The organism is Apilactobacillus zhangqiuensis (genome assembly GCF_019656215.1).
Classification (GTDB): domain Bacteria; phylum Bacillota; class Bacilli; order Lactobacillales; family Lactobacillaceae; genus Apilactobacillus; species Apilactobacillus zhangqiuensis.
Genome location: NZ_BPLK01000003.1, coordinates 228,458 through 241,536 on the forward strand (window position 1 = coordinate 228,458; position 13,079 = coordinate 241,536).

Sequence of the window (13,079 nt, forward strand, 5' to 3'; positions counted from 1 at the left end):
ACACTTCCTTTACTTTAAAGTTTTAATATATCTGTCGATTACTCGACTTGTTGCAAAACCATCATTGTATTTATTCCAATGGTGATTGAAATTGGTAAAATCTGTTTGTTCATCTTCACTAATTGCTGTTCTTAGGTCATCCAAGGATGTAATTGGTTTCGTAGGTAGCCAATTCAACAAGTCATCTTGAATCCCTGGATTTTGTTTATATTGATCTAAATCAAACATAAAGAACAATAGAGAATGTGCATTAGGCAATAGTGAATAATCAAAAGCAACTGATGAATAGTCAGTTACCAAGGTATCAGTTACAGCCAACAAATCAGTTGTAGATAATTGATTTGAAAACATCACATTTGGATTTTTTGATTCTTTTTGCAACTTCTCTTCTAAGTCCTTTAGAAGTGGATGTAGCTTTACAACTACCATTGCATTTGGATCATTTGATAAAGCCTTAATAACACCCTTAGGTGGATTAAATGACTTTCCTTCATCACGATATGTTGGTGCGTATAGAATTACTCGTTTGTCCTTTAATTGGGGAGCAATACTATAAACACGTCTTCTAGCAATCTTTTGCCATTTTTCCTTAAATAATCTGTCAGATCTTGGATAACCAATCATCTTCATTTTATCGAAGGAAACATGGTAACTGTTCTCAAACACATGGCCCATTGTTTCAGAAGCAACCACGTATTCGTCAAAGCTGTTATAAACTTTTTGGAAACGACGTTTATCAGAAGCACTTCTATCTTTAGTTGAAGCATCTTCCCAACCAAACTTCTTAATTGCCCCGTTGGCATGCCATAATTGAACGACTTTTAAGTCCTTAGGATGGGCAATTCCACCCATGAAAGGAAAGTAGTTGTCACAAAAAACAACATTACTTGCCATTATCTTTGGAATTAAATCAAATATTAATTTGAAACCATCTTTAAACAAAACAGTCTTAATTCCGTAAGCAGCCAAATCAGTGGCTGCTGCTTCACTTGACGATTCATAATATACATATAGCCTTTTATTTTTTGGCAATCGACGAGCCATTGATTTAATTAATCCAAGATTATTATCAAAGCTCATTATGTAAATTACATTCTCTTTTTTTCTGAAATAAAATAGTAAAGATACTACTTTAATTAAAAATATATACATAACCTTCAAAACAGATCCCACCATATTTAAAAACTATCACACAATCCAGTATTATATCACACTTAATGTAGAAAAATTATTACATTTGACTATTCAACCTTGTGTTCATAGAAATGTCCCAAAATAGTAGATGCTTCAGTCACACTGGCAAATGCGTGTTCATCTGATTCATCTAAAGCTTCTTGTAACTCAGATAGTTCATATCTTGAAATGGTTGTAAATAGAATTGTCTTTTCATCATGCTTGTAAGCACCTTCAGCACCATGAATAATTGTAATTCCTCTAGGAATATGGTTTTGGATACTGTCAATCACCGTCTTTGGATGATCGGTTACAACCAATACCTGCATTCTTTGTTGACGGGTGTATGCAAAGTCAATTGCCTTTGCATTTACCACGATACCAATTGCTGAGTAGAATGCATATGGCCATCCGTACGTGAATCCAGCTGCGGTAATAATAAATATATTGAAAGCAATGTTAATTGTTCCAATACTTCTCCCCGTCTTTCTTCGAATGACGATTCCTAAAATGTCTAATCCACCCGTAGAAATCTCATTCTTTAAACTCATCCCTGTTCCAAATCCGTTCACTACCCCACCAAAAATTGCACAAATCATTGGATCATTAGTTAGGTATACCGGATGTAATGACTTAATCATAAAGCTGGCTAAGAAGACAGTTAAGATGGTAAAGCATGTAAATTGATGACCGATTTGTTTCCAGGCCAATATAAAAAATGGAATATTTAATACAAATAAACCAATCGAAGGAGAAATGGAGAATGGTAAAAATCTCCCTGATAAAGTGTTAATCAACTGTGATAAACCAGTAAAACCTGATGAGTAGATTTTACCTGGTGTCCAGAAAAAATTCATGGCAATTGATACCATGATTCCATACATAAACGCAGTCGATGCTTTCGCTAAGTATTGATGTCGTCTTAAAATCCTTTGAACATCGTCCATAAGTTTCATAACCTCTCATTTAATATGAAAATAGTATAACATAAATACGGATTAAAAAAAGACTTCCATAATGGAAGTCTTTTTTTATTATTAAGCTTCTGGTTCGTCTTCAGCTTCTAGTCCTAAGTCATCTAATTGTTTCTTAGAAACAGGTGCTGGAGCGTTAGTCATTGGTTCAGTAGCCTTTGAATTCTTAGGGAATGCAATCACATCTCTGATGTTTTCAGTTTGTGCTAATAATCTAGCAAAACGGTCTAAACCAATAGCTAAACCACCATGAGGTGGGAAACCATAGTCTAAGGCGTCTAAGAAGTAACCAAATTGTTCTTGGGCACTTTCTCTAGTGAAGCCTAAGGCCTTTAGCATCTTCAATTGTAGTTCCTTAGTATGAATACGGATTGATCCACCACCAAGTTCTAGACCATTTAGAATAATGTCATAACTTTGTGCGTGAGCCTTGTGAGGATCTTCGCCATCGTTTAGGTAATGTTCATCACCTTCGTTAGGCATTGTGAATGGATGGTGAGCTGGAACCCATCTGTCGATACCTTCGTCATAGTCGAATAATGGCCAGTCAACAACCCATAGGAAGTCGAATACGTCTGATGGAATCATGTCTTGTTCTTTAGCAATTGCGCATCTTAGGTAACCTAATGTGTCAGCCACAATCTTTTCTCTATCAGCAGCAAATAATAGTAAGTCACCTGACTTAGCTTCAGTAACAGATAACATTTGGTCGACAACACTTTGGTCGTCAAAGAACTTAGCGATTGGACCTGTTAAGCCATCGTCTGTAATCTTCATCCAAGCAAGACCCTTGGCACCAAATCTTTCAACATATGATGCGTACTTATCGATGTCTTTTCTTGAGTACTTGTCAGCACCACCAGGAACGGTAATCGCTTTTACCTTACCACCGTTTTCAATTGTGCCACTAAATACCTTGAAGTTAACATCTTTAACGATGTCTGATAGATCCTTTAGTTCCATACCAAATCTAACATCTGGTTGGTCGGTACCAAAGCGGTCCATTGATTCTTGCCAAGTAATACGCTTGAATGGAGCCTTGATATCAATGTTTAAAGTATCCTTCATTACCTTAACGATTAAACCTTCAGTTAAGTCTTGGATATCTTCAGCATTTAAGAATGAAGTTTCCATATCAATTTGAGTAAATTCTGGTTGTCTGTCACCACGTAAATCTTCATCACGGAAACAACGAGCAATTTGGTAGTAACGGTCAAAACCTGAACCCATCAATAATTGCTTAAATAGTTGTGGTGATTGTGGTAGTGCATAGAATGAACCATGGTATAGTCTTGAAGGAACAAGGTAGTCACGAGCCCCTTCTGGAGTTGAAACTGTTAAGTTAGGAGTTTCAATGTCGATAAAGCCATTGTTGTTGAAGTATTCGTGAACTGCTTGAGTAATCTTACTTCTCAAGATAATTCCACGTTGTACTTCTGGACGTCTTAAGTCTAAGTATCTGTACTTCAACTTAGTTTCTTCAGAAGCTGTGATGTTGTCTTTAATATCAAATGGAGGGTTTTCAGACTTGTTTAAGATTTTTACTTCTGAAACAGCAATTTCAATCTTACCAGTGTTAATGTCTGGATTAACTTCCTTTTCGCTTCGGGCAACTACAGTCCCCTTTACTTCGATTACATATTCATTTCTTAGTTGATCAGCAATAGCCAATGCGTCTGCACTGTTCTTGTCACTAAATACTAATTGGACAATTCCTTTACGGTCTCTTAAGTCAACGAAGATTAATTTACCTAAGTCACGACGTTTGGCAACCCATCCGTCTAAGCATACTTCTTGGTTTAAGTAGTCTTCATCTACTAAACCGCAATAAGTTGTTCGGTTCATAATATCTCTCCTAGTATTATATTTATTTAAAATTCTTTGAAATTAAATCAGCGAAGTTATCTTTAACTTCATTAATATCCACAGTAACTTCGTTTCCATCAGCCATGTTCTTAACATGAATGGTGTTTGATTCTAGTTCTTTATCACCTAAAGTTAAGGTGAACTTAGCATCTAACTTATCAGCACTCTTGAATTGTGCCTTTGGCTTACGTGCTAGGTAGTCTTTATCAGCCTTAAAGTCTTGCTTTCTTAAAGCTTGAACCACCTTAAGTGCTTCTACACTAGCATCATCACCAATTCCAACTACATAAGCATCTAAGCCAAATGTGTCAGGGAATTGGAAATCCTTGGAATCCATAAGTAGAAGTAATCTTTCTACACCTAAACCAAATCCAACACCTGGCATTTGAGGACCACCTAGTTCTTCAACTAAGCCATCATATCTACCACCGGCACAAATTGTAGTGTAGCCTTCGCCTAATTCTTTGGCGTTAGCCATGATTTCAAAGATTGTGTGGTTGTAGTAATCTAATCCACGAACCATGGTGTGATCGACATCGTATTTAATGCCTAAATCATCCAATAATCTAGTTACCTTATCAAAATGCTTTTGAGCATCATCGGTTAGGTAATCTAGAATTGATGGAGCACCATCAACGATTAGTTGATCTTCAGGCGCTTTACTATCTAGCACACGAAGTGGATTCTTGTGTAAACGTTCCTTAGAATCATCACTTAGTTCTTCAAAGTGTGGTTCTAAGTAGTCAATCAAAGCTTGACGGTAGTCAGCACGAGTTTGCTTATCACCTAGTGTGTTAATGGCAACTCTTAAATCGTCGATGCCTAGATTTTGTAGGTAGTTAACGGCCATTGAAATAACTTCAACATCTAATTCTGGTGATTCGCTACCAAATGCTTCAACACCGATTTGGTGGAATTGACGTTGACGACCAGATTGAGGACGTTCGTATCTAAACATAGGTCCCATGTAGTACATCTTAACTGGCTTAGGTGTGTCTGGCCCGTATAGTTTATTTTCAACAAACGCTCTAACTACTCCTGCAGTTCCTTCCGGTCTTAATGTAATATGACGATCGCCCTTATCGTGAAAGTCATACATTTCTTTTGTAACAATATCTGAAGTTTCTCCTGATGTTCTTGAGAAAACATCGAAGCTTTCAAACATTGGTGTTCTTATTTCTTGATAACGATAAGCCGCAAACAACTTTCTAGCTGTTTCTTCAACAAATTGCCATTTTTCAGAAGTTCCTGGCAAAATATCTGCGGTTCCTTTTGGACGTTGATATCGCATGATAATCCCTCCGCAAACTTTAATAACTGAACAAAAAAGCCCCTGTCTAAATAAAATCATTTAGACAAGGGCGCAAAAAGCACGGTACCACCTTTTTTTAACTCTTATGTAACGTATAATTACGAATGGCTTAGCCATTAGCCTCAAAAGTGTCTTTCCAGGATTTCTTTCGTCGTTATTTCACCAAACTAACGCTCTCTTGTACCTAAGAAAATTCCGTACTCTTCTTTTTTCATCAGCGAGTATTCTATTCATGTTTTAGATTAATGTAATTTACTTAAAAAGTCAAGAACTCACATATTTTGCCTCATCCAAATTTCATTGTAGAATGAGATTGAGGTGATAAATATGAAGCAATTAACACAAGAATGGCTTGAACAATTACCAATTAAAAATGTAACTAAACTAACCCCTGTTTCAGGTGGTGATATCAATGATTCTTACGAAATCATTGCTGATAATCAAAAATACTTTATGAAAGTCCAACCTAACAAAGGGAAAGAATTCTTCGAACACGAAGTCGAAGGAATCAAACTTATCGGCCAGTATGCAACCGTACCAACCATTATTGACTATGGTGAAATTGACGGCGATGGCTTTCTAATTCAAAAATGGATGAACCTATCACCATTTGGTGATCAATATCAATTAGGTCAAATGTTAGCCAATGTTCACAAACACCATAATGACCGTTTTGGTCTAGATAAAGACTTCAAACTAGGACGTGTGCCAAAAACAAACGCTTGGCAAGATAATTGGACCGACTTCTTTATCAAACAACGTTTGAATCCACTAATGGATATGGCAATTAAAAAACGTGAAATCTCCAAAGAAGATTTAAGCCACTTCAATAACCTAAAGGAGGCCTTCAAAAAGGACATGGATAGTCATCATAGCGATGCATCCCTTCTTCACGGCGACCTATGGAGTGGTAACTTCTCATTTCTAGAAGATGGCAACCCAATCTTGATTGATCCTGACGTCTACTATGGTGACCGTGAATTCGATATCGGTGTCACTACCGTATTCGGTGGCTTCAATGCCGACTTCTACGAAGGATACAACGACACCTACCCACTTGATTCCGGATGGAAGAGAAGAATCCAATACTATCAATTCTTCTACCTACTTGCCCACTACGTTATGTTTGGTGGTGGCTATGGACTAGAAGTAAAGAGTATTCTTAGCCAATACTAGTCATTACGATGTAAGAAATCGTAATAGTTATTGATTGTTATTTCGGGGTCCCCGGTCGAATTAATCATTCCATCAGGATCAAATAGACATGCCTTGATGCCAGCATTGTGAGCTGCATCAACGTCTAGTTTTCTATCCCCCATGAACATGCAATCATCACGATTAATCTCATTATGTTTAATTAAATAATTAACAGCTTCCGGATCAGGTTTTCTTTTGAAAGCCTGATTTTTTGTTACCAATTCTGCAAAGTAATCCTTTAATCCAGCATTTTCTAGCATATCGACGGCATCATCGTCTCGATGAGTTAGTAAAAAGTTTCTACCGCCATCATCGATATTTTGTGATAATACCTTATCTACATTCATGAAGCTATTGGCGTCTTTGACATTTTGCTTTTCATATTGGCGATACTTTTCGTTAATGGTATCGGCATCAATATTGAAATGTGCAGCGTATTTTTGCACACAAGTAGCCAATGAATGACGACGCATTACCTGATTAATTTCATAATCATCGATTTCAAACTCATCAATTCTCATATCCACCAATGCGTCAACAAAGGCTTCGACCATAATTGGATATGTATCCATAATCGTTCCATCAAAATCCCAAATTAAATCCATATTTTTCTCCCCCAATTAAAAAAGAGCTTTAAAAAGCTCTTTTTATTTATTTTCTGTATCAAAGATAATCGTAAACGGACCATCATTTTGTAATTCGACTTGCATATCTGCGCCAAAACGACCAGTTTCAACGTGATTACCAGCATCCCTTAAAGCTTGGTTAAACTGGTCATACATGTCTGATGCAAATTCAGGTTTTCCCGCCTTAGTGAATGAAGGACGATTACCATTCTTAGTATCAGCATACAAGGTAAATTGTGATACCGATAAAATTTCACCATTAATTGATTGCAAACTCAAGTTAGTCTTACCATCTTCATCAGCGAAAATGCGTAAGTTACTAATCTTTCGAACTAAGTAATCAATATCATCTTTTGTATCGTCATCCTTAATACCAACTAACAACAAGTAACCTTGGTTAATTTTACCAACTTGTTCGTTATCAATTGATACGCTCGCATGACTAACTCTTTGAAGTACAACTCGCATAATTAGCTCCTTACATAAATGGTCTTTTTACTACGTAAACATCAGGAATATTCTTCAAGTGGTCAATAATCATATCCAATTGTTCTAGGTTGCGAACTCCTACCTTCAATGAAATAACGGCAGTCTTATCGTGATCAACTTTTCCTTCAATTGAATTAATTTGTTTGCAAATAGTGCTAACCTTCTTGATAACATCGTTTAACAAGTTATTACGGTTATAACCTTGCACTTCGATGTTTGCACTGAATGAAGCGTGATTATCTGAAGCAATGTTCCAAGTAACACTTACCAAACGTTCGTCATTATCGTTAATGTTTGGACAGTCCTTACGGTGAACAGATACCCCACGACCTTTGGTGATGTATCCAACCACTTCGTCTCCAGGAACTGGTGAACAACAATGACTTAAACGAACTAATAAATTGTCGACTCCTTCGATTACAATTCCATCTGAAGGTTTCTTGTTCTTATTAGTCTTGTTAGTCTCATCGGTTGTCTTTTCGATTGTTTGGTGGTTCTCAAAGATATCTTTTTGTTGTTGTTCAATTCTCTTCTTCTCAGCTTCATCTCTAATGCTGGCAGTTAGAATATTAACAATTCCGTTTGGTTGTTTATTACCGAAACCAATTTCGGCAAACATATCATTAACTTGATTGTAATATGTGCCCTTGATTGCGTCTTCAAGATGTTCCTTGGTCATAATTTCATTGACATCATAACCGGCATCCTTAACGGCCTTGGTCAAAATTTCACGTCCAGCGTTCACGTTCTTTTCACGATCACGGGTCTTGAAGTATTGACGAATCTTGTGCTTAGCACGGCTTGTGGATACAAGGCTAATCCAGTCTTGACTGGGACCGGCAGAACTAGAAGAGGTCATAATTTCAACGATATCTCCAGTCTTAATTTGGTAATCCAATGGTTCAATTTTACCGTTAACACGTGAACCAACAGTGTGGTTACCAATATCAGTATGAATTAGGTATGCCATATCAAGTGGTCCGGCACCCTTTGGTAATTCCAAAACATCCCCTTGAGGTGTGAATGCATATACGTGATCACCAAATAGGTCACCCTTTACACCATCCATAAAGTCAGAAGCACTGTCAGTATCTTCTTGTAGTTCAATAATGCGTTTAAACCAGTTCAAACGGTTATTATCTGAAGATTCCTTGACTTCATCTGTAGCTCCTTCCTTGTAAGCCCAGTGAGCAGCAACCCCATATTCAGCAATTTGATGCATTTCCTTAGTTCTGATTTGAACTTCTAATGGACGTCCACCAGGTCCAACTACCGTTGTATGCAAGGATTGGTACATGTTGGCCTTAGGCATTGCAATGTAATCCTTAAAACGACCAGGCATTGGTGACCACTTAGTATGAATAGCACCTAAAACAGCATAACAATCCTTAATAGAATCTACGATGCATCTTACGGCTAATAAGTCGTAGATTTGTTCAAATTGCTTCTTTTTAATGACCATCTTGTGGTAAACAGAGTATAAATGCTTAGGTCTGCCGTAGACTTCCACATTCTTAAGCCCCATTTGTTTAACCTGTTGCTCAACTTCTTTAACCGCTTCGTTAATGTATGAAACACGTTCGTCTCGTTTGGAGTTCATAAGATGCACAATACGGTAGTACTGTTGTGGATTTAGGTATCTAAGCGAAATATCTTCTAATTCCCACTTGATTGTCCCAATCCCCAAACGATCGGCTAATGGTGCATAAATTTCCAATGTTTCATTAGAAATACGACGTTGTTTTTCTGGTTTTAAATGCTTTAGCGTACGCATGTTGTGTAGACGGTCTGCCAATTTAACAATCATGACACGAATATCCTTACACATTGCTAATAAAAGCTTACGGTGGTTTTCGGCTAATTGTTCTTGGTTAGACTTGTACTTAATCTTACCCAGCTTGGTAACACCATCTACAATTAGTTCGATATCGTCGCCAAATAATTCGGCAATATCAGATAATTCTGCTCCGGTATCTTCTACAACATCATGTAATAGACCCGCACTAACTGTTTCTGGATCCATTTTTAGTGTAGCTAGAATACTAGCTACTTGAATTGGATGAACAATATAAGGTTCTCCGGATTGTCTAAATTGGTCTTTATGACAAATTGACGCAAATTCGTAAGCCTTTTTAACCATTCCTACATGTTGTTCATTCATGTAACTGGAAATTTCTTTAAATAAGTCTTCTTTAGACCAAATCTTATGTTCAGACATTTCCAAAACCTTCTTCCAATCATTTATTTTCTATATTTTATCATTAATTTAGTGAGTTTAATTCCATATGAACTGATAAAGCTGATAAAAAGTAAAAAGGTGCCGTTTCAGTTCTTAAAATTCTAGGTCCTAGGCCACATGTTAAGTATCCCATGGATTGTAAAGTTTCTACTTCCTTAGGCGATATGCCACCTTCAGGGCCAAAGAACATTGCGACACTTTCACCTGGTTTGGTTTGATCGAGTGTCTTAATCAAATCAGATTTTTCACCGTGTTTAGCTGATTCTTCATAAGCAATCAAGCGATGATCAAAATCGTAGTTGGCTAGTTCTTTGATTGAATTAATATATTCAACTTCTGGAATCACATTTCGATGGGATTGTTCAGCAGCACTTCGAGCAATTTTTCTAAATCGTTGTAATTTCTTTTCTGCCTTATTATTCCACTTGGCAATTGCCCAATCAGTTGGGGTAAAAATAATCTTTTTAACCCCTAATTCGGTGGCTTTTTGCACCACTAACTCGGCCTTTTCCTTCTTTGGCAATCCACAGATAATGACTGCATCGGCTGGAAGTTCAACATTCTTATTCGAAGCTTCAACTACCTTAGCTAAATTATTTTCATTATCAGTTAACTCAGCCACGAATAATTGATGATTACCATCAACAATTTCGAAACGATTACCTTCTGTGGAACGTAAAACACCCATAAAGTGATGAGCGATATCAGCACTAACCTCAAATTCCGTATCATTACTTAATATTTCATCTGTAAAGTAGTGTTGCATCTATTCATCATCCCTTCTTAAATGTGCTGTAATTCCACACCAATCACCTAACATTGATACTTGATCAATCACAAAGTTGTTATCCTCAAGTGTTTGATTGGTAATATCTAGTTTTTCCTTAATGATACCGGAAATGATAATTTGTCCGCCAGGATTTAGATTGTTAATTGATTGTGGAATTAATGGTAATACCGCTTCTGGAAGCATGTTGGCAAAAATAATATCAACCTTTTTAGTAATTCCATCTAACAAGCTGTTTTTGCCAACCTTAATATCGTCAGTAAAACCATTTAGGTCGACGTTTTGTTTTGCGGATGTTACCGCGTCGTCATCGTAGTCGTATGCCTCAATGTCACCTGCGCCTAAAAGTTTGGCACCGATACTTAAGATACCTGAACCAGTCCCAACATCTAAAATGCTTTGGCCTTCTCTAAGAATATTTTCGATTGCTTGAAGACATAGAACAGTGGTTGGATGAACACCTGTACCAAAGGCCTTCTTAGGATCTAATTTGATTACCAATTCATCTCTAGATTCTTTTTTATAATCTTCCCATACAGGAGAAATGGTTAAGAATCTGGTGATACGTTTTGCATGGTAGTACTTTTCCCATTCAGTATTCCATTTATCATCATTTAAATCCTTAGTAACCACTTTGCCAATTCCAGGGTTTAAACCAAAGCTCTTTAATTGATCAACCCTTTCTTGAATTGCTGGCACCTTTGATTTAATGTCAAAGTCTTCTGGAAAGTATGAGTTAATACTCAATACCCCATCATCTTTTGAATCTAATTCCACACCTAAAGATCCAAATTCCATCAAGATGTTAATTACTGCATCTTGAGATTCATCATTTGTTAATACTGATATTTCAGTCCATTCCATTTCAAACACCCCTGTTAACTTTTACAAAAAAGGTGCATCCCTCTTATAGGACACACCCCCGATTAATTTAGCGTACTATTTAGATTCTGTCTTTTCTTTTTTCTGAATCTTAAGCTGCTTAAGTTTTTCCTCATGTTGTTGCAAGTGAGATTCCAAATAAAGCATCAATGAATTTTCATCCTTAAAAATTCGTGGATGTTTTTGTTTATGAAGTCTTAAATCAATTTCATTAATTTTTTGTCTACCTGTCCATTTGTGACCGTATCTGATGATCAAACGGTTATCTAAATGTTTCTTTCCGAATCTAAACACGTAAACGTTATCTGGAGTAAGCAATGGTCTAATGTAAGTCTTTTTGTAGTAGTATCCATTATCTCTTAAAAACTTTTTAGTTCGATTAAGCATTGTTTGTACACCTCCATTTTTAATATTTTGCAATTGCTTTTTAATAAAGCATAATCTGTCCATAAATCATTCTATATAAATTTTATATTAAGTTTGCGAAATTGTCTACCTATATTAGATATAAATAAAAACGCCAAATGTCTGTTATTTACACAGAAATTAGGCGTTTAAGATTTATTATTTTACTTCTCCAACATCAAGAGCTTGATGCTTTAGTTTGGTAAATACATGCTTATCAGCGATCCCTGTAATTCCTCCTTGGAAGAAGAATGCGAACAAGGTTCCTAATCCAAAGTTATTAAATTGGTGAGTAATTACGATTGCGATAATTGCCATGATAGTAGGTGGAATGTATGAGAACCACATTGCCTTTGAGGCATTTCCATCACAGTACTTAAATCTTAAAATTTGCATTAAGTCATCAGCAGGATGTAGCGCAATGTTAACTCTTTGGTAAATTGAAATTGCGATTGCAATGAATGATACACCAACGAAGTTAAGTAATACGTATGCTAATGTCATTCCAATTCCGTGCGCTTCTGGTAACCAGCTACTTACAATACCGTTGAAATAGTTAATTAATAATGAGAATGGTCCTAAGAAAGCTGCGTTACCAATCACTCTGCTCCAGCTCAATTTTCCAACTAGAATTGAGTTAAGAACTGTAATCAACATTCCTAGTCCAAAGAATGCCCAGAATAAAACCCATTTACCATCACCTAAAACGGCATATCCTAGGTTGTTTTCAGCAGCTGTCCAGTATGCTGATCCTAGAAATGATGGATGAATTTTGGCACTAGTTACTAGTGTTAAAACATTCCCCAATGAGTTAATAACTAGTGAAATTAAAAAGTAAACAATAGAGCTTGTCCAAGAAATGGTTCTTTTGGACTTAGTAGCACTTGCACTAATTTGCATGATAGAAATACCCCTTATCTGTAATTTTAATATTATTTTTTAATTGTGAAAAAATTATCTAGCATTTGAAAGCTAATCAGCTATCAAAGACTTAGTGCAATAAAGCACAAACTTAATTAACAAATAAATAATAACATGAAATATTATAAAATCAAGTCAATAGCCTCATACATCAATCGATTTAATGTGTGTGTTGAAATGATTTTTGTAATAATCATCACTTGTTTTT

Annotated in this window: 12 protein-coding genes; 1 reads left to right on the forward strand and 11 read right to left on the reverse strand. The window is 36.3% G+C overall.

The features are described 5' to 3' along the window. Positions 1-9: 9 nt before the first annotated feature. The 4 genes from K5Q07_RS03820 to hisS all read right to left on the reverse strand — a co-directional run bounded on the left by K5Q07_RS03820 (position 10) and on the right by hisS (position 5,304). Positions 10-1,176: a CDP-glycerol glycerophosphotransferase family protein gene (locus K5Q07_RS03820; protein ID WP_220729726.1), complete on the reverse strand. Its 1,167-nt coding sequence runs from the start codon at positions 1,174-1,176 to the stop codon at positions 10-12. A 65-nt stretch (positions 1,177-1,241) separates the two neighbouring features. Next, on the reverse strand, positions 1,242-2,120 hold the full coding sequence (locus tag K5Q07_RS03825; protein ID WP_054606637.1) for a YitT family protein: 879 nt from the start codon (positions 2,118-2,120) through the stop codon (positions 1,242-1,244). Between the two features lie 90 nt (positions 2,121-2,210). Beyond that, a complete protein-coding gene (gene aspS / locus K5Q07_RS03830) occupies positions 2,211-3,992 on the reverse strand; it encodes an aspartate--tRNA ligase (RefSeq protein WP_220729728.1) in 1,782 nt (593 codons plus the stop codon). A gap of 22 nt (positions 3,993-4,014) precedes the next feature. After that, the gene (gene hisS, locus K5Q07_RS03835; protein ID WP_220729729.1) at positions 4,015-5,304 is read right to left on the reverse strand and encodes a histidine--tRNA ligase; all 1,290 of its coding nucleotides are present in this window, start codon (positions 5,302-5,304) and stop codon (positions 4,015-4,017) included. Between the two features lie 348 nt (positions 5,305-5,652). On the opposite strand from hisS, the gene K5Q07_RS03840 reads away from it, so the two are divergent. Further along, positions 5,653-6,501 carry a fructosamine kinase family protein gene (locus K5Q07_RS03840; RefSeq protein WP_220729731.1) on the forward strand — a complete coding sequence of 283 codons (849 nt, stop codon included), beginning with the start codon at positions 5,653-5,655 and terminating at the stop codon, positions 6,499-6,501. Here the strand turns inward: K5Q07_RS03840 and K5Q07_RS03845 are convergent. From K5Q07_RS03845 to K5Q07_RS03875, 7 genes are all read right to left on the reverse strand, one after another. Then, positions 6,498-7,127: an HAD-IA family hydrolase gene (locus K5Q07_RS03845; protein WP_220729732.1), complete on the reverse strand. Its 630-nt coding sequence runs from the start codon at positions 7,125-7,127 to the stop codon at positions 6,498-6,500. The genes K5Q07_RS03840 and K5Q07_RS03845 overlap by 4 nt on opposite strands. Positions 7,128-7,169: 42 nt before the next feature. Next, on the reverse strand, positions 7,170-7,616 hold the full coding sequence (gene dtd, locus K5Q07_RS03850) for a D-aminoacyl-tRNA deacylase (RefSeq protein ID WP_220729734.1): 447 nt from the start codon (positions 7,614-7,616) through the stop codon (positions 7,170-7,172). Between the two features lie 10 nt (positions 7,617-7,626). Continuing rightward, on the reverse strand, positions 7,627-9,855 hold the full coding sequence (locus tag K5Q07_RS03855) for a RelA/SpoT family protein (RefSeq protein ID WP_220729736.1): 2,229 nt from the start codon (positions 9,853-9,855) through the stop codon (positions 7,627-7,629). Positions 9,856-9,898: 43 nt separating this feature from the next. Then, positions 9,899-10,642, reverse strand: a complete 744-nt coding sequence (locus tag K5Q07_RS03860; protein WP_220729738.1) for a 16S rRNA (uracil(1498)-N(3))-methyltransferase — start codon at positions 10,640-10,642, stop codon at positions 9,899-9,901. Then, positions 10,643-11,527: a 50S ribosomal protein L11 methyltransferase gene (gene prmA / locus K5Q07_RS03865; protein WP_220729740.1), complete on the reverse strand. Its 885-nt coding sequence runs from the start codon at positions 11,525-11,527 to the stop codon at positions 10,643-10,645. Positions 11,528-11,602: 75 nt separating this feature from the next. Continuing rightward, positions 11,603-11,932, reverse strand: coding sequence for a hypothetical protein (locus K5Q07_RS03870; protein WP_054606646.1), 330 nt, complete (start codon positions 11,930-11,932; stop codon positions 11,603-11,605). Positions 11,933-12,109: 177 nt separating this feature from the next. Continuing rightward, entirely contained in the window at positions 12,110-12,850 is a 741-nt protein-coding gene (locus K5Q07_RS03875; protein WP_220729741.1) for a DUF6198 family protein, read from the reverse strand. Between the last annotated feature and the right edge of the window lie 229 nt (positions 12,851-13,079).